The sequence below is a fragment of the Janthinobacterium sp. HH102 genome, from assembly GCF_001758625.2.
Classification (GTDB): Bacteria; Pseudomonadota; Gammaproteobacteria; order Burkholderiales; family Burkholderiaceae_D; genus Janthinobacterium.
In genome coordinates this window covers 1770874-1791011 of the sequence record NZ_CP062062.1, presented here as the reverse complement: position 1 = coordinate 1791011, position 20138 = coordinate 1770874, and the positions used below count along the sequence as shown (strand labels likewise).

Sequence of the window (20138 nt, the reverse complement as noted above, 5' to 3'; positions counted from 1 at the left end):
TTCATGGCTGCGCTCCCGGCGCCAGCATGGCGCGCAGGCGCGGCTGCCCCAGCGCGGGACAGAGCTGCCGCGCCAGCGCCGCCACGGGCGCCACGCGGCGCGCGATCTTGCCGGCGTGGTGCTGGGCGATGTCGGCCAGGCGGTGCGCGAGGAAGGGATTGCAAAAGCGTTCCCTGACCTGCGCCACGTAGGCCAGCGCGGCGTCGCCGTGCGGCGCCCCCATGGCGGCAAATACGGGCAGCACTTCCTCCTGCCACACGGCTTCCAGCCCGGCGCGCATGGCGCCATCGTCCATCGCTTCGCGCACCGTCATGCCGGCCGGGCTGCCCCGCTCCATCCACAGCTGCGCCAGATACGTGTGACCGAGGTTGAGCAAAAACAGCTTGCGCTGTTCATACTCGCGCAGGCTGTTTGTGAGCACCACTTGCCGGTGGCGGCACGGCAGCAGCATGCCTTCCTGCGCCTCGATGGCCCACAGCGCATAGGGCTCGGCCACGGCGCCTGCCGGTTCGATCGGTTCCGAAACGATGCGGTCGACCAGGGAATTGATCCACAGGCAGCCCGTTTCCAGGTAGCCGATGAACGCGGCATCGCAGCGCCACTGCCGCGCCAATGTCACGATCACCTGGCGCAGTACATGACCGTTGTCGGCCACCAGTTCGCACGGAAAAATCGAGAGGGGCGCGGCGCCGGCCAGGAAGCGCCCGTGCAGCAGCACCAGCAGCTTGGCGGGAAAGCTGGCGGGGACGGTATCGCCGTCGAGCATGCCGGCGTGATCGGATTCGTCCAGCTGGTAGCCCGTGTCGCCCGTATTCGACAAGATCACGCGCGCGGCGACGGCCGCATCGCGCACCTGCCGCCAGTCGCTGCCCGCTTGCCACGCCTGCGTGACGGCGTGGGCGCGGCGCTCTTCATCGACTTGCGCGCCGTCCTGCCAGCCGCGGATGCGCACGGGATAGCCGCCGGGCCGGCGAAACGCCGCCACCCGCGCCGCGCCCTGCGCGCTGCCGGTCGTTTGCACGATGGTGATCTGGCCCAGCGCCTCGCCGAGGCTGGCCGCTTCGCTGACGAACAGGTCGGCGTGCGCCTGCAGGAAGCGGCTGGTGCCAAATTGAAGTATGGGGTTGAGATCGCTCATCTCAGACCTCGACGATGGCCTTGATGACGCCCGCCTCGGGCTGCATCCAGCGATCGAGCACGCCCGTAAATTCGTCGAGCGTGGTGCGGTGGGTATTGAGCAGCGCGGTGGGTACTTTCCCCGCCTTCATGGCCGCCACCACCTCCTCGAAATCGTCGACGGTGGCATTGCGGCTGCCCAGCAAGGTCGTTTCGCGCTTGTGGAATTCAGGGTCGGAAAAGGACAGGCGGTCGCGCACGATCGATACCAGCACATAGGAGCCGCCATGGGCGACGAAATCCAGGCCCCGCTCCATGGCGGCGATATTGCCGGTGGCGTCAAACACCACGTCGAAGAATTCGCCGCCTGTTGCGTCCGACAGCAGCTCCTTGTCGCCGTCGCCCAGCTGCACCGTGCGGGCGATGCCCAGCGCGTCGCGGCAAAACTGCAGGCGGTCGGCGCGGCCGTCGAGCACCGTCACGTCGGCGCCTTTCAACGACGCGAACAGCATCACGGCCATGCCGATCGGGCCGGCGCCTACCACCAGCACGCGCTTGGCCGCATCGACCGCACCGCGCTTGACGGCATGCGCGCCGATGGCGAGAAATTCGATCATGGCCGCGTCGTCGAGCGAGATGCCTTCCGTCTTGAAGACGAAGCGCTCGGGCAGCGCCAGATATTCGGTCATGCCGCCGTCGCGGTGCACGCCCAGCACTTCGATGCGGGTGCAGCAGTTGGTCTTGCCCTGGCGGCAGGCCACGCAAGTACCGCAGGACAGGTAGGGCATCACGTAGACCTGGTCGCCCACGGCCAGGCGCGAGCCGGCCGGCGCGCTGTGGATATGGCCGGACAATTCATGGCCCATCACGCGCGGATAGCTGAGGAAAGGCTGGGTGCCGCGGAAGATATGCATGTCGGTGCCGCAGATGCCGACGCGGCGTATACGCAGCAGCACTTCGCCCTCGGCGGGCACGGGCACGGGACGCTGCTCCATGCGCAAACTGCCGGGCGTATCGCAAACGATACTTTTCATCATGGTCGTCTCTCTCGCCGTCCGGATCTTGCCGGCGGCATATTATATTTAACGTACAAACCAACTGTGAAAAAAATCCGTCTGCGCGGATTGTCTTTCCAGCCCTGCCAGTGGCGCGTCTTGCTGCGGCGCACAACGATCATGCCACCATGCCGCCTGGCCCGAACCCCATACTTTAGCTGCTGCCGTCATTCGGTTTTATAAATATACCGTACAAAAAAATGAAGGTCAACGGATTCTTTTTCCGATTTTTTCGGCTCCTCTGCTACATTCCTGCTTGACCCTGACGTAACGTCAGGCGCCATCGTGATAGCACGCACTGAAGACAAGGAGAAGACGATGCTGCTGAAAATCGGTGAACTGGCCAGGCTAACGGGCCTGACCATCCGCACCCTGCACCACTACGACAGCATCGGCCTGCTCTCGCCTTCGGCGCGCACGCAAGCCGGCTACCGCCTGTACCAGCACAGCGACATGGACCGGTTGCACCGGATCATGGCGCTGCGCAAGTTCGGGCTTTCGCTGGCCGATATCGCCAACGCCCTCGCCGGCCGGGACCTGCCTTTGCATTCCATCGTGGCACGGCAAATCGCCATGCTGGAGCGCCAGATCGCGCAAGCTTCCACCCTGCGCGAGCGCCTGCGCACCCTGCAGGCGCAACTGGCGCAGGGACAGGCGCCGGAACTGGCCGAGTGGCTTACCACTATGGAGTTGATGACGATGTACGACAAATACTTTACCCAAGAAGAACTGCAGCAATTGCCGCTGCTGTCCGATACGGCCGTGGAACAGGAATGGAAGGCGCTGGTGGCCAGAGTGCGCGCACTGCAGGCCACGGGCGCCGGCCCCGGCGACGCGCGAGCACAGGCGCTGGCCACGGAATGGATGGTCAAGCTGGTGCGCGACACGGGCGCCCACCCTGGCCTGTTCGCGCGCCTGAACGACATGCATGCGCAGGAGCCATCAATGCAGGCCACGACCAGCATCGATGCGGAACTGATGCAGTTCATCCTCGCCGCCTTCAACGCCTCGCGCATGGCGCTGTACAAGCCTTTCCTCGATGAGCAGGAATATGCGTATTTACTCGCCAACTACGGCAAGCGCTCGGGCGAGTGGCCGGCCCTGATCGCCGCCGTGCGCGCCGCCATCGATGCGCGCACGCCGCCCACCGACCCGGCCGTGCTGCAGCTGGCACGGCAGTGGCTGGACCTGTTCCGTTCGTATGCGGGCACGAACCCGGCCACGCAGCTGAAATTCCGCCAGGCGCACCAGCAGGAACCGCGTCTGATGGAAGGCAGCTTCGTCGACGGGGCCATGGTGCAATACCTGGGCGCGGCAATGGCCGTGGTGGCGCAGGAAAAACAAGCGTAAAAGTTGGCGTGCGGCATTTCCAGGCGGTGGCCATGTAGAATCGGCCATCGCCAATCACAGGAAAATCCGATGCGCCGCTTTTTGTTGATATGTCTGACCCTGCCCGCCCTGAATTCCGCCATGGCGGCCGAGCCGCCCGTGCAAGGGGTGTGGCAAGGCACTCTGGGCAAGGCCAGTATCGTCGCCTGCTTCAACCAGCCCAGTCCCACGCAAGGATCTGACCGCAGCGGCAATTACTACTACACGCGCTACAAGACACCGATCATGCTGTCCATGGCGAACGGCAAGAGCGACTGGAGCGAGTCCGACGCCAAGGGTGACACCACGGGCACGTGGCGCCTGGGTGCGCCGCAAGGCGGCAAGCTCACCGGCACCTGGACCGATCCGAAAAGCGGCAAGACCCTGCCCTTGGCCTTGACCCTGCTGGAAGCGGCGGGCGACCGCGAGCATCCATCCTGCGCCAGCGACGCCTACAACCTGGCGCTGGAAGACTTTCCCAACACCAAGGTCAGCAAAGCCATCGCCTTCGAAGGCAAGCAATACCGCAACCTGCAAGTGGGCGACACCATCACCGTGGAATTGATGGCGCCCGGCGACGGCATCGCGAAAATCAATACGCAGCTGCGCGCCGTGCTGGCGAAGAACAAGAAAGACCTGGAAGACTTTTATGCCACGCGCCGCGAATACCTGGGCCGCAGCGGCTTCACGACGGAAGACGAAGTGTATGCCGAGCCCACCTACTGGTCGCCGCGCTGGGTGACGATAAAATTCTACCGCTGGGCGGCCGGCTATGGCGCCAATGGCATCTCCATCAAGTTTCGCACCTGGGACGTGAAGACGGGCCAGGAAACGGACGTGTGGAACTGGTTTGGCGCCAGCGCCAGCGATGGCGACGACAAGGCCGAACTGCCGGACCGATTGCGCCAGGCCCTGTTCAAGGGTGTGACAATCGACGCCGAATGCAAGGGCACGGATTACGACGGCCACGGCCGCTTCCACCTGTCCTTGAAGCCGGAAGGCGTATCGTTCTGGGAAGACTCGAACGGCAGCGGCTGCGAAAACGATTTTTTACTGCCCTACAGCAAGGTCGGCCCCTTCCTCACCGTCAAGGGCCGCGCCGCGCTCAGCGATCTGCTGCCGAAGAACTAGGCGCGACCGCCTCTGCCACCATCTCCGCCGTCGCGGCCGCCAGGGTCCAGCCCAGGTGGCCGTGGCCCGTGTTGTAATACACGCCCGGTGCCTTGCCTGGCCCCACTTTCGGCAGCATGGCCGGCAGCATGGGGCGCAAGCCCGCCCACGGCACGACCTTGCGCGTATTCACACCGGGAAAGCACTGCTCGACCCATTCCAATAGCGGGCGGATGCGGTCGGCGCGGATGTCGTAATTAACGCCATTGAATTCCGCCGTACCCGCCACTCTGAGCCGGTCCTCGCCCAGGCGGCTGCTGACCAGCTTGGTCGCATCGTCGAGCAGGCTGACGCACGGCGCCGCGGCGCGGCTGGCGCCGTCATCGAGCTGCACGGTAATCGAATAGCCTTTCACGGGATACACATTCACGTGGTCGCCCAGCATTGCCGCCATGGCGCGGCTGGCCGTGCCCGCGCAGACGACGACGGCATCGAACACGGCGCTGTCTTCGTCCATGGAGACACGCACCTTGCCATGTTCGCGCGCCAGCGCGGTGACCTGTGCACCATAGCGGCAGGCCACGCCCAGGCGCACGCAGGCTTCAGCCAGGCCGCTGGTGAATTTGTGGATGTCGCCCGTGGAGTCGCTGTCCGTGTAGTAACCGCCGTAAAAATCACCGTGCAAGGCAGGTTCGATGGCGCGCATTTCTTGGCGCGTGACGGCGCGCCGTTCCAATCCTGCCTGCGCCAGCAGGCGCGACACGCCGGCCGCCCGCTCGAAGCCGCGCCGGTCGCGGTACACATGCAGGATGCCGGCGCGGCGGTGATCGAACGCTATCTTCTCTTCTTCCGCCCAGGCAAACAGATGTGCGCGCGCGGCAATCGCCATGCGCGCCGTGGCGACGGTGTTGCGCTCGTAATCCGGCATGGCGGCAAGAAATTCCGCAAACCAGCTCAGCTTGTGCCAGCCGGGAGTCGGATTGAGCAGCAGCGGCGCATCGCGTCGCGTCATCCATTTCAGCGCGTTCCAGATCGTCGCCTTGTGGTTCCACACTTCCGCGTGCGAGGCCGACAATTGCCCGCCATTCGCATACGACGTTTCCATGGCGGCATAGCGGTGGCGCTCGATCAGGGTGACAGCGACGCCCCGTTTCGCCAGCGCGTACGCCGTGGTGACGCCCGTGATACCGCCGCCGATGACGGCCACCGTGCGGCTCATGGCGACCCTACCTTCTGCACGACGGTATCGCCCGCCTGCAGCACGCGGCCATCCTCGGCCAGCACGTCGATGCGGCGCACGGGCAAGCCTGAACCGCGCTGCAGCAGGGTGGAATGGGCCTCGCCTGGTTCAAACAATTGCGCCTCGCTCCACTGGCGCAAGCCGACGACGACGGGAAACAGGGCCAGGCCCTTGGGCGTGAGCACATATTCCTGGTAGGCCGTGCCGTCCGAGGCGGGCGCGACCGTAAAGATGCCCTCTTCCACCAGGGTATGCAGGCGGTCGGCCAGGATGTTCTTTGCCACGCCCAGGCTTTTCTGGAACTCCCCGAACCGGCGCATGCCGTCGAAGGCGTCGCGCACGATCAAGAGCGACCAGCGCTCGCCGATCGCGTCGAGCGCGCGCGCCACGGGACAGGGGTCAGTTTTCAGGCTCTTGCGCTTGGCCACGGAGTCTCTCCTTGATTGAGTGGTTGCATTTTAAAACTAATCACCGTAGACTCCAACTGGTTTTAATTTGCAACCACTTATAGGCAAGCCCATGCGCGACACGACCACCCCCATCACAGCAGCACTTCCTTCCCCTCTCGTCTGGCTATTTGCCTGTGCGGCAGGCCTCAGCGTGGCCAATGTGTATTACGCCCAGCCTTTGCTCGCCACCCTGGCGCACGAGTTCGGCATGACGGAAGCCGCCAGCGGCATGGTCATCACGGCCACGCAGCTCGGCTGCGCGCTGGCCCTGCTGCTGCTGGTTCCCTTGGGCGACATGCTGAACCGGCGCCGGCTGACCCTGTTCCAGCTGGGCTTGCTTGCCGTCTCGCTGGCGGCGCTGGGCTGCGCCCGTTCCACGGCAGCCTTGCTGGGCGGCATGCTGCTGGTGGGCTTGCTGGGCACGGCCATGACGCAAGGCTTGATCGCCTATGCGGCCAGCGCGGCGGCCAGCCATGAGCGGGGCAAGGTCGTCGGCATGGCGCAGGGCGGCGTGGTGATCGGCTTGCTGCTGGCGCGTACCCTGTCCGGCGTGGTGGCGGACCTGGCAGACTGGCGCGCCGTGTATTTTGTGTCGGCGGCCATCGCCTGCGCCCTGCTGATGCTGCTGTGGCGCAAGCTGCCGCCGGTGCAGCCATCCGATCACAAGCTGGCCTACGGCGCCCTGCTCGCCTCGATGGCGGACATGCTGCTGCACAACAAGGTGCTGCGCGTGCGCGGCATGCTGGCCCTGCTGATGTTTGCGGTCTTCAATATCTTCTGGAGCGCGCTCGTATTGCCCTTGACGGCGCAAGGCTATGGCCATGCGGCCATCGGCGCCTTCGGGTTAGTGGGCGTGATCGGTGCGCTGGGCGCGGCGCGTGCGGGGGCGCTGGCTGATGGCGGACGCGCGCAGTGGACGACGGGCGCGGCCCTGCTGTTGCTGCTGGCCGCATGGCTGCCGCTCAGTTTTGCCGGCGCGGCCCTGTGGCCCCTGGTCATCGGCATCATCGCGCTGGACCTGGCGGGCCAGGCCATCCACGTGACGAACCAGAGCCTGATTTTCAAGCAGGACAGCGACGCGCACAGCCGCTTGGTGGCGTGCTACATGCTGTTTTATGCGGTGGGAAGCGGACTCGGTGCGATTGCCGCCACCAGCGTGTATGCGCTGGCGGGCTGGCATGGGGTATGCGCGCTGGGCGCGGCGGTCAGCTTGCTCGCCCTGCTGTTCTGGCGGCTGACCTTGCCTGCTGAAAAAGCTTAGTTCAGCATGGCCGCGGCGGAGCCGTGGCGGTACGTCTTCAAGGCATCGGGCTGGATCTGGATCAGCGAACCGCTGACTTTAATCAGGTGCAAGTCCGTCAGCTGGTGCAGCACGCGCGACAGGGTGGCGGGCGCCAGGTTCAAAAACGATGCCAATAAGCTCTTCTTCAGGTCCAGCTTGACTTCGTTCGACCGCTGCTGGTCCGATGCCTGCAACAGATACTCGACCACGCGCTGGGTGGCGTTCTGCACGGAGCAGCGCTCCACGTTGCGGATGAAACCCATCAGGTGGTGCGACAGGCTGTTCATCATCTGACGCGCGATGCGGGGCGACTGGTCCAGCAGGCGCAGCAGCGCGTGCGGCGGGATGCGCAGCAGCAGACAATGTTCGAGCGCTTCGGCGCAGAACGGGTATGGTTCATCGAGGAAAATCATGGCTTCGCCGAAGCTCTGACCCGGACGGATCAATTCCAGGACCTTGTCCGTCCCTTCCATGGAAAACACGCTGAGCTTGACGAGGCCGAAGACCACCACGTAGGCGCCTTCCGCCACTTCGCCCTTGCGGAACAACACTTTGCCTTTTTCCACTTCGACACGCACGACATCCTGGCGCAATTGCTCTAATTGCGAAGGGGAAATATGGCGGAACAGAGCCTGGCTCGACAGCAAGCCATCGACGTTGACCTTATGCATGACACTCTCTTATTAGATTAGCGAATGACTAAGAGTGTAATGCGCAGGCACGGTCAAGGCCATACGTCAAAGGAACTAGGGTTGTCTAGGCCGGAACGCCATGCAGATCAAACAATCGCGCATTCCTTGTGGCTTTTTGGCACGGTATTTGCGCTTTGCTTGATCTCTATTTACCGAGTTCGCGCTCGACCGCATACACGGCGATCTGCACGCGGCTGCTGAGCTTAAGCTTTTTGAGGATGTTTTGCACGTGGATTTTCACCGTGCTTTCGGCCACGTCCAGCTGGCGCGCGATTTCCTTGTTGCTCAGCCCTTGCGCCAGGCAGGCCATGGCTTCGCGTTCGCGCGGCGTCAATTTGTCGTAGTCGGCCTGGGGCGCGTTCTGCCCCGCGCGGAACTGTGACACGAGCTTGGCCGTCATGGCGTCGGCAATCACGGATTCGCCGGCAGCGGCACGGCAGATGGCCTGGCCCAGCTGCTCGGCTTCTATATTTTTCAGCAAGTAGCCGCGTGCGCCTGCGCGCAGGGCCGCGCCCAGGTCGGCCGCGTTTTCCGACACGGTCAGCATCAGCACGACCATCTGCGGCATGTCCTGCAAGATCAGCTGCAGCGCCTCGACGCCCGTCACGCCGGGCATGTTCAAGTCCATCAGCACCACGTCGGGCCGCAGTTCGGCCGTCAGGCGCACGCCGTCGAGCCCGTTCGATGCCTCGCCCACCACCTGGAATTGAGGATTGCGCTGCAGCAGCAGCTTGACGCCGCTGCGCAGCAAGGTGTGGTCGTCGACCAGCAGGATTTTGATTGGTGCGTTCACTATGTTTGTTTCTTTAGCCTGATAAATAGCGGGAATAGATTCGGAATCATCTGTTACGCGGCCTGGCGCCGCGCCGCCGGCAAGGCCAGCGAGATCGTCGTGCCGCCGCCGGGCGTGCTGTCGATGGCAAATTGCGCACCGAGCCGCTCGGCCCGCTCCTGCATGATACGCAAGCCGATCTGCAATTCCGTTTTCTTGTCGCGCAGGTTGGCGGCAAAGCCTTCGCCATCGTCGCGCACCTGCAGCGCAAAATCGCGCCCGTTTTCCACGCGCAGCGCCACATTGCTCGCCTGCGCATGCTTGCGGATATTCGACAGCGCTTCCTGCACGATGAACAGGATCTGCAACTGCTGCTCGGGCGCCAGCGGCGCGCCATTGCCGCTCATCTCCAGGGTGCCTGCGACACCCGTCTGCAGCTCGAACTTGGCCAGCACTTCGCTGAGTTTGCTTTCGAGGTCGCTGCCATGCCAGCGCGTGCGGAAATTGACGAGCAATTCGCGCACGTCCTGGTAGCTTTGTTCGACGCCCATGCGCATCAGCGGCAGCACTTCGGCCGCCTCGTCGAGCTGGCCCCGGCGCACGGAATCGTCGAGCATCTGCACTTGCAGGCTGATGAAGTTCAGGCTTTGCGCGATGCTGTCGTGCAAGCCCTCGGCCAGCAGGCTGCGTTCGCGCGCCACGGCAAATTCCTTTTCGCGCGCGATCAGGCGCTGGTTTTCGATGGCGATGCCCAGGCTCTGGCCCAGCGTCTCCAGCCAGCCCTGCTGCTGCGCCTGCACGGCTTGCGGCTGCGCAAAGTGCAGCGAAAAGCTGCCCACCACCTGGTCGCGCGCGAGGATGGGAAAGACGGCGATGGCGATAAAGCCTTCGTCCTGGCAACGGTAGCGCTGCAGCGCTTCGACCTGGCGGAAATCGCGGATCTGGATCACGCCCTGCGCCACGGCCGCGCCGCACAGGCAATCGTTGTTGCGGATACAGTGTTCCTCTTCCACCATCGCGTCGGAAATGCCTTCGTGCACGATGATGTGCACGGTATCGTGCTGCGGATCGAGGATGCGCACGGTACCGCCTTCGGCTTGCGCGAACTGCATTACGTGGCGCAGGAAGCCGCGGCACAGCGCATCGATGGCGTGCTGTCCCGCCAGCAAGGTGGAAATGTCATGCAGGGTGGCCAGCTGGCGCTCCTGCGCGGCGCTCAGGCCCGATGCGGCTTGCGCCAGACGGCGCTGGCGCCAGCGCGACGCTGGAAGTTGTTTGCGGGAAGGTTGACTGCGCGGCGCATGCATGAAGAACTCGAATCTGAAAAGTGGTGCGCCCGGCGAACGCTGCGGCCTGCCGGGCAGGTAAAGGTTACAAACGGATCTCGGTACCGAGCAGCTTGACGAACTGCGCCAGCCACGCCGGATGCGCGGGCCAGGCGGGCGCGGTGACGAACTGGCCATCGGTGACGGCGTCCGTGACGGCGATGTCGGCATACGTGCCGCCCGCCAGTTTCACTTCCGGCGCGCAGGCGGGATAGGCGGAAATGCGCTTGCCGCGGATGACGTCGGCGGCGGCCAGCAATTGCGCGCCGTGGCAGACGGCGGCGACGGGCTTGCCCGCCTCGGCGAAATGGCGCACGGCGGCGATGACTTTGTCGTTCAGGCGCAGGTATTCGGGCGCGCGGCCGCCGGCGATCATCACGGCGTCATAGTCGGCCGGGTCGATCTCGTCGAAGCTGGCGTTCAAGGTGAACAGGTGGCCCGGTTTTTCCGTGTAGGTCTGGTCGCCCTCGAAATCGTGGATGGCCGTCTTGATCGTCTCGCCGCTCTTCTTGCCGGGACAGACGGCGTGCACGGCATGGCCGAGCATCAGCAGGGCCTGGAACGGCACCATCGTTTCATAATCTTCTGCAAAATCGCCGGTCAAAAACAGAATTTTCTTCGCTGCCATTTAGTTCTCCTATGAAAGATTGATTCCGCAAGACGTATCTTAGCGCGACTTGGTAGCCATACTGGATATTTATCAAACTTTTGCGCCTTGATCGAGGATTTTACAGGCTGAGGCAGAATTTTTTACAGGCTCGCCGGTCAAATCAGGTACACCTCCTTGAAAGGCCGGGCCATGGACAGCAGCACAAACAGCGGCGGCAGCACGCTGATACGTATCTTCGACCATTTCCCCGATGCGGAGCGCGCCCGCATCCGCTTGCTGGCCGAAGGCTTTCCTCCTCACGCCGTGCAACTGGACGCGGGCGACGACGAGGCCGGCCCCGTGCAGGGCAATTTTACGGTCGGCAACCGCGACACCATGACCAGCCGGCTGGAACGCGCGATCAACGCCCTGTTCGGCGGCGACAACCATATGTACCGGCGTAACTACGGCAAGACGGCGTTTCGCGGCATGGTGCGCCTCATTGTCGCCGTCCGCGATCCGCAGGAGCAGGAACGCGCGCACGCCATCGTGCAGGCATGCAATGGCTGCGACATCGAACAGCGCACGGCCAGCCACGCGGGCAGCCGGCGCGCCGATGCAGGCACACCGGCGCTGGCGGGCTGACGCCCTCCCCTGCACGGCGAAATTATGGCAAGATCACCGTTCCTTCATTCCACAGCGGAAATTGCCATGATTTTTGAAATTGCCCACATCCAGATCAAATCGGCCACGCATGAAGCCTTCGAAGCGGCTGTAGCGAAAGCCGTCCCCCTGTTCCAGCGCGCGCGCGGCTGCGAATCGATGCGCCTGGAGCGCTCGATCGAAAACGGCGACGCCTACCGCCTGGTGGTCGGCTGGACGACCCTGGAAGACCATACCGTGCATTTCCGCGGCAGCGACGACTTCCAGGCCTGGCGCGGCCTGGTGGGCGAATTCTTTGCCGCCCCGCCCCAGGTCGAGCACATGAACACGGTGGTGACGGGGTTTTAAGCCGGGGGTTGCACACGGCACGCCGTCTGCCCGCCCAGCTTGTCGGCGAGTTTGTCGGCGGACTTGGCCGCGAAGTTGGCCGCGAAGTTGTCCGCGCAGTTGTCCGCGCAGTTGTTCGATTACGCGCGGCTTTGCCGCGCCTCGGCGGCCCCGCTAATCCGACCTACGCCACGCATAGGCGGCTGGGCGCAGCTTAGACGGCAGGATGATGGAACACCTGCCGCAGATACGCGAGGAAGGTTTCATCCTTGCACAGGGTCTTGCCCGGGGAATCCGACAATTTCGCCACGGACTGGCCATTGCAGCGCACCAGTTTCATGACGATGTTGAGCGGCGTCAAACCGACGTCGTTGGTGAGATTGGTACCGATGCCAAAGCCCGTCATGATGCGGTCGGCGAAGTGCTGGTACAGGGCAAACGCCTTGTCCAGGTCCAGGCCGTCGGAAAACACGAGGCGCTTGGTGTTGGCGTCGATGCGCAGGGCCGCATAGTGGGCCAACGCCTTCTCGCCCCACTCGACGGGGTCGCCCGAATCGTGGCGCAAGCCGTCGAACAGCTTGGCGAAATACAGGTCGAAGTCGGCCAAAAAGGCATCCATGCCGACCACGTCCGTCAGGGCGATGCCCAGGTCGCCGCGGTATTCCTGCACCCAGTCTTCCAGTGCCGCCTTTTGAAAGTCGCGCAGGCGCACGCCGAAGGACTGGAACGACTGCATGTATTCATGCGCCATGGTGCCGATCGGCACGATGCCGAGCTTTTTCGCCAGGTAGACATTCGACGTGCCCTTGAAGTATTCGGGCACTTCGCGCGCCAGCCGTTGCACCACCTCGTCATGCCAGGCACCGGAAAAACGCCGGCGCACGCCGAAATCGGAAAATTCAAACGGATGCTTGCGCCTCGGCAGCTTGCCGAATTCCTTGACGGCCGCCACTTTCAAGCCCAGGCGGTGGCGCCCTTCGCGCATGGCCGCATCGAGGTCGAAGCGGCGGAAATACAGTTCGTTGATGATGTACAGTACGAAAATCTCGAAACCCATCACGTGCACCTGCGGCCCGGCCGCATGCACGATCAGGGTGTCGCCGTCCGTGCTGACGTCGATGAATTTTCTCTGGAAGCGGAACACCGTCAAAAAATCGACGAAATCGCTCTTCATGAAACGCAAGGTGCGCAAATAGGCCAGCTCGTCGTCGGCAAACGACATCGAACACAGGTGGTCGAGCTGTTCTTCCAGCTCGCCCTTCAGTTCGGCCAGGGGAAAGGCAGTGGCGTTGCGGCAGACAAATTCGTATTCGGTATGGGTATTCGGATGACCGTGCAGCAAGGCTTGCCACATTGTAAATTTATACAGATCGGTTTCCAGCAAACTGCGCACTATCGGGGTCATGTGTGTTTTCTCCAACTTCCTGAAGCCAGAATAGTACGCCACCGCAAGCATTTCAGCAGGGTTCGCTTGCAGGAAAGCATCAATCGCCTGCGTTGGCCAGCAATTCAGGCACGACCTCGGTGGATGTGGCCAGCCGCGCGCCGCGCTCATGCATGGCGGCAAGGAAGTCGCGCTGCTGCGCGGCAAAGCCCGTGACGGGGCTCATGCAGTCCGTCAGCAAGACCAGGCGCGACAGGGCCGCCTTGCCTTGCTGCGCTTCCAGGTAATCGGCGATGTGCTCGGTGCTGGCTTTGACACAATGGCTGCCCGCTTCGCCGCAGATGTAGAGTTGCTGCGCCGGCAGCAAGGTGTCGAGGAATGCACGGTTGAGCTGGGTGGCTGCATCCTGCGCATCGGGCACTTCCGCCATGACGGCCGAGTAATGCTCGGTCCACGGATTGGAACCCTTGCTCAGCTTGGCCACCACTTGCAAGTTGGCCACTTCCCAGGCGTTGTAGGCGGCGCGCACGGCCGCGTGGATATTCTGGCCCCAGCTGCCGATCTCGCAGTGCACGGGCCACACCATCAGCTGGTAGCGTCCCGCCTGCTGCAAGGCATCGAGGTAAGCCAGCGCGCGCGGCAAGGCGCCGCTGGCGGCGGGCAAGAACAGGCGGTCGCGCACTTGCTGGGCGCTGATCTGCGTAAACGGCGGCACGGCGCCGCCATCGCCCGTGCGCCAGAAGGCGGGGTGGGCGATGTCGTAGCGGTGGTGGGCGTCAAGCGTTACGCTGATCTGCGTCAAGCCGCTCCCCCCTTCGCGGATCAGCTGCGCCACGCGCAGCATGTCGGCGTGGGCGCCGGGCACGGCCAGTGCAGGCGCCGCATCGGGCGGCAGCCAGGTGGCAGGCAAGTCGCAAAAATCGTTTTGCGGGTCAATGACGAGCAAGTGCAGCTGGCGTTTCATGGCGGTCCTCGTGCGTGGCAGGAAGTTGCATGATAATGGCAACATCGCCATCACGCCAATCCGGAGACCGCCATGCACCTTGTCAATCGCAATAACTTGCGTCCGAACAAGTTACTCAACAGCAAATGGACCGCCGTCACGCCCGTCAACAAGGAAAAACATTTTCTCGTCATCAAGCTGTGCGCCCCGGCCACGCCGGATGAACCGGCCACGCACGTGGAACTGGAAGCCGTGCATTCGGGCCGCGTGCACATCCTGCCCTGGCGCGCGCTGCAGGATACCGCGCAGTGGCATCAGGGGTGGAAGACATAGCGGCGCTGGCGCCGCTCGACCAGTTTGACGGCCGCCTCGCCCGCTTCCGCCATGGCATCGGCTTCCGTTGTAAACTGATGGTCGGCCGACACCCGGCGCTTTTTCACCAGGTTCACCCGGTGCATGGGGTTGGGCGAAGGGGCATAGATGGCGACGTACGCGCCCCATAGCTTGCAGCCCCGCAAGCGCTCTGCCGTGTAATTCACCTCATAAAAATCAACATACTTTATCGGCACGATGTGCGCTCCAAAAATGACATGGCCGGACAGCTTGTCTCTACGGACTGACGCGGTGAGGGTAAAACCATGCGCTCGCGATTGCTCAGGATACTCAATTCAGCTCTCTTTTTATCACGCGGCACAGGAGAAAAAGGATGAATGACTACATCATCTTCATGCATGACGACACGGAAACACCGATGGACGTCGCCACGTCCGCCTGGGAAGACTACTTCGCCATGCTCAGGGCCAGTGGCCGCTTCTGCGGTGGCAGCTCCATCGGGCCCGGCATCTGCGTGCACCGCTCAGGCCAGGCCAGAGCGGTCACGCCACACTTGTCAGGCTATCTACGTGTGCAAGCTGAAAGTATAGACGATGCAAAAAAATTGTTGATCGGAAACCCCGTACTGAACGCAGGGGGCACGGTGGAAATCCGCGCGCTGCCGCGCGACTGACGCGGCATGGCGGGCGGCTATTTTCCTGCCTCGGCGGCGGGATGCATGGACCAGACGACGCTGAGGATTTTCCAGTCGCCGTCGCGCTTGACCATCTGCCACGCTTCCGCGCCATAGTTCGACAATTTGCCGCCGACGAGGAATTCGTAGTCGAAGTTGACCCACGCCACATGGCGGTCCTGGGTGATCTTGACGTTGTAGAATTTTTCTTCCGTGCGCTGCGGTTCGCGCTTGATGAAGTTGGCGAAAGCGGCGTAGCCACCCGCCCCGACGCCGTCGAAGTGGACGTCCGTCGTGTCGCGCATGTTCTTGATGAAAGCATCGTCGGCCGGCGAGGCGAACAGGATATTCGTGTGCAGCATCAGCGACGACAGCAGCTTGACATCCTTGGCGATCAGGGCCGCCTGGAAGTCGGCGACGACTTGCTCGATGGCGCGGAGATCCTCGTGCGTGGCGGCGTGGCGGCCCACGTGGGGCGGCGCAGGCGGTGCGGCGGGCGCGGTCTGCGCCAGCGCCATGCCTGCCGAAAACAGGGAACAGCCGAACAGTATTGCGCTTGCCAACTTGTGCATGAGGGACTTTCATGGCGAACGGCTCGCCGGCCTGGCACGGGGCGTGCCGCCGGCAAGCTTATGTCAACCATGGCAGATTGGCAATCCCCCGTTGGAACTAGAGAAGAGCCAGACTCAGGCCGCCAGGGCCTCGATCGAGGCGCGGCCCTTGGTGATCGCGCTGGCGACGGCATCCTCGCCCATGGCCACGCCTTCCGCTTGCACGAACTCGATGTCGGTGATGCCGATGAAGCCCAGCGCCGTGCGCAGATAGGTGCTCAGGTAGTCATACGCGGCACCCGGGCCTTCGCTGTAGACACCGCCGCTGGCCGTAAAAATATATGCTTTCTTGCCCGTGGCCAGGCCGACGGGGCCCGTTGCCGTGTACTGGAAAGTGCGGCCCGCGCGCGCCACGTGGTCGATCCACGCCTTCAGGGTCGATGGCACGGAAAAGTTGTACATGGGCGCGGCCAGCACCAGCACGTCGGCGGCCAGCAATTCGTCGACGAGGGTATCGGACAATTGCACGGCCGCTGCCGCCTGGGCGCTGCGCTGGTCGGCCGGCGTGAAGAAGGCGCCCATCACCTCTTCCGTCAGGTGCGGCACCGGTTGCGCGGACAGGTCGCGCTCGACGACACTGGCGCCTTGCGCGGCCAATTTCGCGACGAATTCGCCGGACAATTGACGCGACAGGGAACCGCTGTTGCGCACGCTGCTATTGATGTATAAAACCTTGCTCATGAAGTGCTCCTGGGAAAACGGGTGACGGGATGGGCCGTATCGCAGCCCTTGCATACAGCATAGTTCGGGTCTACCATCGAGAAAACCATGTAAATATAAATGGTTAGCATCGAATTTTTAGATAGGAAATCATCATGAGAGAACCAGGCCAGCCTTCGCTCGACCAGTTGCGCGTGTTCGTCGCCGTCATCGATGCGGGCGGCTTCGCCCACGCGGCGCGCCAGCTGCACCGCACACAGTCGGTGATCAGCTACACCATCGCCAACCTGGAAGAACAACTGAATGTGGTGCTGCTCGACCGCGGCAAGCGCAAGCCCACACTGACGGACGCGGGCCGCGCCCTGCTGGCCGACGCGCGCGCCGTGGCCCTGAAGGTCGACGGCATGCGTGCGCGCGCCAAGGCGCTGGCCGGCGGGCTGGAGGCGGAAGTATCGGTGGTGGTCGACGTGATGTTCCCCACCTGCGTGCTGGTGCGCGTGCTCGAGGCGTTCCAGGCGCAGTTTCCCACCGTCGCCCTGCGCCTGCGCATCGAAGCCATGGGCGCTGTGGCGCAGCTGGTGATGGATGGCAGCTGCCACATCGGCCTCGGCGGCTGGATGACGGCCACGGCCAGCGTCTTCGAGCGCCTGGCCGTCGGCCACGTGCGCCTGATTCCCGTGGCCGCGCCCAGCCACGCGCTGGCGCAGCTGGCCGGCCCGATTCCTTCCAGCGTGGCGCGCGAACACGTGCAGCTGGTGCTCAGCGACCGCAGCGTGCTGACGGAGGGCCAGGATTTCGGCGTGCTGGGATTGCGCAACTGGCGCCTGGGCGACCTGGGGTCAAAACACGCGCTGCTGCGCGCGGGCCTGGGCTGGGGCAACATGCCCGAAGCGATGGTGCGCGAGGATTTGACGGAAGGACGGCTGGTGCACCTGCCGCTGGCCGTCGACAATGGCGAGAATTATCCGATTTACCTGATCCAGCGCGCCGACACGCCGCCGGGCCAGGCGGGCAAGTGGCTGACGGAGCGGTTTGCGGAGCAGTTGCCGCTGCTGGTGCAGGGCTTCTAGAAGAACGCGCGGACGGGTATCATGCGGGGGCAAGCCCTAAACAACTACTGGGGTCAGACCCTCAACACCGCCAACGCAAAGCTCAGTACCAACGTGTCCGGGGGTCTGACCCCGATTTCAGACACAACCTTGAAGAGATTCACATGGCCGGCATCGACGACTTCGTCAACAAGCAAAAACCAGGCGCGCGCTTCGTCATCACGGCGCAGATGCTGCGCATGACGCCGCAGCAGTTCGACTCGCTGGCCCAGGAGTGGATGGAAGACGGCGGTCCCGGCTTCGACGTGGCCGGCATCCCGCACCGGGTCGTCGTCGATGGGCAGTTTTATATCGGCAGGATCACCGTGCAGCGGCACGGCGAGCCTGAGTAAATAAAAGCTACTCGACGCCCAGCACGTGCAGGCGGCGGCGCAGGCGCGCCACTTCTTCCGATAGATCGACCACCAGCGCGGCCAGGTCCGCGTTCGCGTCGAACACGGATTCGATTTCGTGCAGGCGGCGCGCGCGCACCAGGTCCAGGCTGGTGAAGCGCCAGGCCGTCAGCTGGCCCGCCGGCGGGCCGTCCCGAAGCAGCACGCCCGTCTGCACATGCTGCACCACCCAGTCCGGTTCCACCGCGCAGGCGCGCGCCAGTTCTTCCAGGCTCAGGGCACGATCTTCGAGCAATTCGCCAATTACCTTGTTTGTCATGATTTATCCTCCCAGCTTCTGGCGCGGATTGAAAGCCATCTCGCGCGCCATGGTTGCATACAGTTCGCGCGCCTTGTCATCGTTCGCCGGCGGCAGCACCACTTCCAGCAGCAGATACAGGTCGCCCGGCTGGGCGGCGGGAATGCCGCGCCCCTTCAGACGCAGCTTGCGCCCCGTCTGCGAATTGGGCGGCACGGTGACGGTCACGGTGCCCGATGGCGTGGGCACGTCGATCTCGCCGCCCAGCGCCGCTTCCCACGGCGTAACGGGCACCGTCTCGAACACGTCGCGCCCTTCCACCTTGTAGCGCGCGTCGGGCCGGAAGCGGATTTCCAGGTACAAGTCGCCGGCGGGCGCGCCGCCGCTGCCGGGATTGCCCTGCCCCTTCATGCGCAGCTGCTGTCCTTCCGTGACGCCTTTCGGTATCGTCACTTCCAGGGTGCGCTCGCGCGTCACCACGTGGCCCTGCGCATCCGCTTCGGGCACGCGCATGACGATGTGGCGCCTGGCGCCCTGGTAGCTGTCCTGCAGGTCGATGGTGATGGCGGCGTGGCTGTCTTCGCCCTGCATCTGGAAACTGCCGCCGGCGCGGCGGCGCCCGCCCACGTGGGCGAACAGGTCGGCAAAGAAGTCGCTGTCGTCGGTGCCCGATGATTCGTAGCCCGAACCCCAGTCCGGCGGCGGCCGGAAGGGCTGGCCCTGCGCGCCCTGGTTACGGCCCAGTTCATCGTAGGCGGCGCGCTTTTCCGCGTCGCCCAGCACGCCGTAGGCCTCGTTGAGGGCCTTGGTGCGCTTGTCGGCGTCCGGTTCCTTGCTCACGTCGGGATGGTATTTGCGTACCAGCTTGCGGTACGCCTTCTTGATCTCGGCCTCGGACGCCGTCTTCTCGACGCCAAGCTCCTTGTAGTAGTCCTTGTATTCCACCGTGCCTGCTCCCCATGGTTGAACTGCCTGATGGAAGAGTACACGAATTAGTCGCTGGGCAGCGTGTGCACGATACAACGCCGCCCGGCAGCGGGATCAGCGCACGCGGCGCACCGAGGAAATGCGGCGGTCGAGGCCACCGTGCAGGCGGCCATAGCTGCCCGGTCCCATCACCACGCAGCGGCCGCGGAAGTTGGCATCGACGCAGAATTCCCAGCGGCCGTAATTGACGACGACCGATTCGGCACGGTCATTGAAGCCATAGCGGCTCAAGTCGCGCACTTCGCGGTCCAGGCGCACGGGCCGCCCGCGCATGCCCGCGTCGGGGAACAGCAGCACGGCGCCATTCATGTCGGGACGGTGGCCGCCGCCGTGGCCGGGATAGCCGGGGTGAGGACGCTCCGGACGCGGCGGGTAAGGCCGGTGGTCGCCGCCGCCATGGCCAGGACGGCCCACTTCGCGCACGGAGGAAACGGCGTCGTTCATGCCCGGCATGCTGCCGTAGCGGCCAGGTCCGAAGGTACGGCAATTGCCACGGTAATTGGCGTCCTTGCACACTTCCCAGGTGCCCGAGCGCACGATGATGCTCGAGGTCTTGTCGTTAAAGCCCATGCGCGACAGGTCGCCCGTGTCGGAACGCAGGGTCACGGGGCGGCCGCGGAAACCGGCATCTTCGAACAGGGTGATTTCGCCCGCGGATGCGGCAAGGGGGGCGAGGAAGGTGGCGGCGCACAACAGCGCTGGCCGGAAAGATCGAACCATGACAACTCCAATACTGATGACATTTTCGCCAGTGTAGACCAGGCGGCAGGCGGCGAGTGTAACAAAGGGCAAGCAAATGTCAGCGCACGGCAGCGAATGT

The 20138-nt window shown here is 63.9% G+C and carries 25 protein-coding genes; 9 read left to right on the top strand and 16 right to left on the bottom strand.

The features are described 5' to 3' along the window. Position 1: 1 nt before the first annotated feature. Positions 2-1138 (bottom strand): D-mannonate oxidoreductase, encoded by a 1137-nt coding sequence (locus tag JAB4_RS08080; protein WP_070221794.1) that lies wholly within the window; start codon positions 1136-1138, stop codon positions 2-4. Position 1139: 1 nt separating this feature from the next. Then, positions 1140-2150: a zinc-binding alcohol dehydrogenase family protein gene (locus tag JAB4_RS08075; protein WP_070221871.1), complete on the bottom strand. Its 1011-nt coding sequence runs from the start codon at positions 2148-2150 to the stop codon at positions 1140-1142. Positions 2151-2489: 339 nt separating this feature from the next. Here JAB4_RS08075 and JAB4_RS08070 point away from each other — a divergent pair, with 339 nt between their 5' ends. Both JAB4_RS08070 and JAB4_RS08065 read left to right on the top strand, forming a co-directional pair. Continuing rightward, positions 2490-3521: a MerR family transcriptional regulator gene (locus JAB4_RS08070; protein ID WP_070221795.1), complete on the top strand. Its 1032-nt coding sequence runs from the start codon at positions 2490-2492 to the stop codon at positions 3519-3521. Positions 3522-3590: 69 nt separating this feature from the next. Then, positions 3591-4670 carry a hypothetical protein gene (locus JAB4_RS08065; protein WP_070221796.1) on the top strand — a complete coding sequence of 360 codons (1080 nt, stop codon included), beginning with the start codon at positions 3591-3593 and terminating at the stop codon, positions 4668-4670. Here JAB4_RS08065 and JAB4_RS08060 read toward each other — a convergent pair. Continuing rightward, complete coding sequence (locus JAB4_RS08060; protein WP_070221797.1) at positions 4645-5868, bottom strand: D-amino acid dehydrogenase; 1224 nt, start codon at positions 5866-5868, stop codon at positions 4645-4647. The genes JAB4_RS08065 and JAB4_RS08060 overlap by 26 nt on opposite strands. Then, positions 5865-6317, bottom strand: coding sequence for a helix-turn-helix domain-containing protein (locus JAB4_RS08055; protein WP_070221798.1), 453 nt, complete (start codon positions 6315-6317; stop codon positions 5865-5867). Before JAB4_RS08055 ends, JAB4_RS08060 begins: the two co-directional genes overlap by 4 nt. Positions 6318-6408: 91 nt before the next feature. Between JAB4_RS08055 and JAB4_RS08050 the strand changes: the two genes are divergently transcribed. Next, complete coding sequence (locus tag JAB4_RS08050; protein WP_070221799.1) at positions 6409-7599, top strand: MFS transporter; 1191 nt, start codon at positions 6409-6411, stop codon at positions 7597-7599. Here JAB4_RS08050 and JAB4_RS08045 read toward each other — a convergent pair. The 4 genes from JAB4_RS08045 to JAB4_RS08030 all read right to left on the bottom strand — a co-directional run bounded on the left by JAB4_RS08045 (position 7596) and on the right by JAB4_RS08030 (position 11037). Next, positions 7596-8291, bottom strand: a complete 696-nt coding sequence (locus JAB4_RS08045) for a Crp/Fnr family transcriptional regulator (protein ID WP_070221800.1) — start codon at positions 8289-8291, stop codon at positions 7596-7598. The two genes, JAB4_RS08050 and JAB4_RS08045, sit on opposite strands and share 4 nt — an antisense overlap. A gap of 166 nt (positions 8292-8457) precedes the next feature. Further along, positions 8458-9105, bottom strand: a complete 648-nt coding sequence (locus JAB4_RS08040; protein WP_175444754.1) for a response regulator — start codon at positions 9103-9105, stop codon at positions 8458-8460. A gap of 53 nt (positions 9106-9158) precedes the next feature. Continuing rightward, positions 9159-10391 (bottom strand): GAF domain-containing protein, encoded by a 1233-nt coding sequence (locus tag JAB4_RS08035; protein ID WP_070221801.1) that lies wholly within the window; start codon positions 10389-10391, stop codon positions 9159-9161. Positions 10392-10455: 64 nt separating this feature from the next. Beyond that, positions 10456-11037 (bottom strand): DJ-1/PfpI family protein, encoded by a 582-nt coding sequence (locus JAB4_RS08030; protein ID WP_070221802.1) that lies wholly within the window; start codon positions 11035-11037, stop codon positions 10456-10458. Positions 11038-11208: 171 nt separating this feature from the next. Here JAB4_RS08030 and JAB4_RS08025 point away from each other — a divergent pair, with 171 nt between their 5' ends. Together JAB4_RS08025 and JAB4_RS08020 are read left to right on the top strand one after the other, a co-directional pair. Continuing rightward, positions 11209-11643 (top strand): hypothetical protein, encoded by a 435-nt coding sequence (locus JAB4_RS08025; protein WP_070221803.1) that lies wholly within the window; start codon positions 11209-11211, stop codon positions 11641-11643. Positions 11644-11709: 66 nt separating this feature from the next. Next, a complete protein-coding gene (locus JAB4_RS08020) occupies positions 11710-12009 on the top strand; it encodes an antibiotic biosynthesis monooxygenase family protein (RefSeq protein ID WP_070221804.1) in 300 nt (99 codons plus the stop codon). A gap of 193 nt (positions 12010-12202) precedes the next feature. Here JAB4_RS08020 and pncB read toward each other — a convergent pair whose 3' ends face one another. After that, on the bottom strand, positions 12203-13393 hold the full coding sequence (gene pncB / locus JAB4_RS08015) for a nicotinate phosphoribosyltransferase (RefSeq protein WP_070221805.1): 1191 nt from the start codon (positions 13391-13393) through the stop codon (positions 12203-12205). A 79-nt stretch (positions 13394-13472) separates the two neighbouring features. Beyond that, positions 13473-14336 carry a cysteine hydrolase gene (locus JAB4_RS08010; protein WP_070221806.1) on the bottom strand — a complete coding sequence of 288 codons (864 nt, stop codon included), beginning with the start codon at positions 14334-14336 and terminating at the stop codon, positions 13473-13475. A gap of 72 nt (positions 14337-14408) precedes the next feature. Between JAB4_RS08010 and JAB4_RS08005 the strand changes: the two genes are divergently transcribed. Further along, on the top strand, positions 14409-14648 hold the full coding sequence (locus tag JAB4_RS08005; protein WP_070221807.1) for a TIGR02450 family Trp-rich protein: 240 nt from the start codon (positions 14409-14411) through the stop codon (positions 14646-14648). On the opposite strand, the gene JAB4_RS08000 is transcribed toward JAB4_RS08005, so the two are convergent. Then, positions 14630-14884 (bottom strand): hypothetical protein, encoded by a 255-nt coding sequence (locus JAB4_RS08000; protein WP_070221808.1) that lies wholly within the window; start codon positions 14882-14884, stop codon positions 14630-14632. The two genes, JAB4_RS08005 and JAB4_RS08000, sit on opposite strands and share 19 nt — an antisense overlap. A gap of 137 nt (positions 14885-15021) precedes the next feature. On the opposite strand from JAB4_RS08000, the gene JAB4_RS07995 reads away from it, so the two are divergent. Further along, on the top strand, positions 15022-15321 hold the full coding sequence (locus JAB4_RS07995) for a hypothetical protein (RefSeq protein ID WP_070221809.1): 300 nt from the start codon (positions 15022-15024) through the stop codon (positions 15319-15321). A gap of 17 nt (positions 15322-15338) precedes the next feature. Here the strand turns inward: JAB4_RS07995 and JAB4_RS07990 are convergent, their stop codons facing one another. Both JAB4_RS07990 and JAB4_RS07985 read right to left on the bottom strand, forming a co-directional pair. Next, positions 15339-15893 (bottom strand): nuclear transport factor 2 family protein, encoded by a 555-nt coding sequence (locus JAB4_RS07990; protein ID WP_070221810.1) that lies wholly within the window; start codon positions 15891-15893, stop codon positions 15339-15341. A gap of 114 nt (positions 15894-16007) precedes the next feature. Next, positions 16008-16613, bottom strand: coding sequence for an FMN-dependent NADH-azoreductase (locus JAB4_RS07985; protein WP_070221811.1), 606 nt, complete (start codon positions 16611-16613; stop codon positions 16008-16010). Between the two features lie 134 nt (positions 16614-16747). Between JAB4_RS07985 and JAB4_RS07980 the strand changes: the two genes are divergently transcribed. Both JAB4_RS07980 and JAB4_RS07975 read left to right on the top strand, forming a co-directional pair. After that, entirely contained in the window at positions 16748-17662 is a 915-nt protein-coding gene (locus JAB4_RS07980; RefSeq protein ID WP_083287166.1) for a LysR family transcriptional regulator, read from the top strand. Between the two features lie 143 nt (positions 17663-17805). After that, positions 17806-18033: a hypothetical protein gene (locus JAB4_RS07975; RefSeq protein ID WP_070221813.1), complete on the top strand. Its 228-nt coding sequence runs from the start codon at positions 17806-17808 to the stop codon at positions 18031-18033. A 7-nt stretch (positions 18034-18040) separates the two neighbouring features. On the opposite strand, the gene JAB4_RS07970 is transcribed toward JAB4_RS07975, so the two are convergent. The 3 genes from JAB4_RS07970 to JAB4_RS07960 all read right to left on the bottom strand — a co-directional run bounded on the left by JAB4_RS07970 (position 18041) and on the right by JAB4_RS07960 (position 20038). Continuing rightward, positions 18041-18352: a MerR family transcriptional regulator gene (locus JAB4_RS07970; RefSeq protein ID WP_070221814.1), complete on the bottom strand. Its 312-nt coding sequence runs from the start codon at positions 18350-18352 to the stop codon at positions 18041-18043. A 3-nt stretch (positions 18353-18355) separates the two neighbouring features. Then, entirely contained in the window at positions 18356-19276 is a 921-nt protein-coding gene (locus JAB4_RS07965) for a DnaJ C-terminal domain-containing protein (RefSeq protein WP_070221815.1), read from the bottom strand. 96 nt (positions 19277-19372) lie between these two features. Continuing rightward, positions 19373-20038, bottom strand: coding sequence for a beta/gamma crystallin-related protein (locus tag JAB4_RS07960; RefSeq protein WP_070221816.1), 666 nt, complete (start codon positions 20036-20038; stop codon positions 19373-19375). Positions 20039-20138: the final 100 nt, after the last annotated feature.

Bases quoted from the DNA above. Each gene is read 5' to 3' on its own strand.
- JAB4_RS08080 (WP_070221794.1), bottom strand. From the start codon at position 1,138: ATGAGCGATCTCAACCCCATACTTCAATTTGGCACCAGCCGCTTCCTG.
- JAB4_RS07985 (WP_070221811.1), bottom strand. From the start codon at position 16,613: ATGAGCAAGGTTTTATACATCAATAGCAGCGTGCGCAACAGCGGTTCC.
- JAB4_RS07975 (WP_070221813.1), top strand. From the start codon at position 17,806: ATGGCCGGCATCGACGACTTCGTCAACAAGCAAAAACCAGGCGCGCGC.
- JAB4_RS07980 (WP_083287166.1), top strand. From the start codon at position 16,748: ATGAGAGAACCAGGCCAGCCTTCGCTCGACCAGTTGCGCGTGTTCGTC.
- pncB (WP_070221805.1), bottom strand. From the start codon at position 13,393: ATGACCCCGATAGTGCGCAGTTTGCTGGAAACCGATCTGTATAAATTT.
- JAB4_RS07960 (WP_070221816.1), bottom strand. From the start codon at position 20,038: ATGGTTCGATCTTTCCGGCCAGCGCTGTTGTGCGCCGCCACCTTCCTC.
- JAB4_RS08020 (WP_070221804.1), top strand. From the start codon at position 11,710: ATGATTTTTGAAATTGCCCACATCCAGATCAAATCGGCCACGCATGAA.
- JAB4_RS07990 (WP_070221810.1), bottom strand. From the start codon at position 15,893: ATGCACAAGTTGGCAAGCGCAATACTGTTCGGCTGTTCCCTGTTTTCG.
- JAB4_RS08060 (WP_070221797.1), bottom strand. From the start codon at position 5,868: ATGAGCCGCACGGTGGCCGTCATCGGCGGCGGTATCACGGGCGTCACC.
- JAB4_RS08035 (WP_070221801.1), bottom strand. From the start codon at position 10,391: ATGCATGCGCCGCGCAGTCAACCTTCCCGCAAACAACTTCCAGCGTCG.
- JAB4_RS08025 (WP_070221803.1), top strand. From the start codon at position 11,209: ATGGACAGCAGCACAAACAGCGGCGGCAGCACGCTGATACGTATCTTC.
- JAB4_RS07995 (WP_070221809.1), top strand. From the start codon at position 15,022: ATGAATGACTACATCATCTTCATGCATGACGACACGGAAACACCGATG.
- JAB4_RS08045 (WP_070221800.1), bottom strand. From the start codon at position 8,291: ATGCATAAGGTCAACGTCGATGGCTTGCTGTCGAGCCAGGCTCTGTTC.
- JAB4_RS08070 (WP_070221795.1), top strand. From the start codon at position 2,490: ATGCTGCTGAAAATCGGTGAACTGGCCAGGCTAACGGGCCTGACCATC.
- JAB4_RS08050 (WP_070221799.1), top strand. From the start codon at position 6,409: ATGCGCGACACGACCACCCCCATCACAGCAGCACTTCCTTCCCCTCTC.
- JAB4_RS08010 (WP_070221806.1), bottom strand. From the start codon at position 14,336: ATGAAACGCCAGCTGCACTTGCTCGTCATTGACCCGCAAAACGATTTT.
- JAB4_RS08030 (WP_070221802.1), bottom strand. From the start codon at position 11,037: ATGGCAGCGAAGAAAATTCTGTTTTTGACCGGCGATTTTGCAGAAGAT.
- JAB4_RS08075 (WP_070221871.1), bottom strand. From the start codon at position 2,150: ATGAAAAGTATCGTTTGCGATACGCCCGGCAGTTTGCGCATGGAGCAG.
- JAB4_RS08065 (WP_070221796.1), top strand. From the start codon at position 3,591: ATGCGCCGCTTTTTGTTGATATGTCTGACCCTGCCCGCCCTGAATTCC.
- JAB4_RS08005 (WP_070221807.1), top strand. From the start codon at position 14,409: ATGCACCTTGTCAATCGCAATAACTTGCGTCCGAACAAGTTACTCAAC.
- JAB4_RS07970 (WP_070221814.1), bottom strand. From the start codon at position 18,352: ATGACAAACAAGGTAATTGGCGAATTGCTCGAAGATCGTGCCCTGAGC.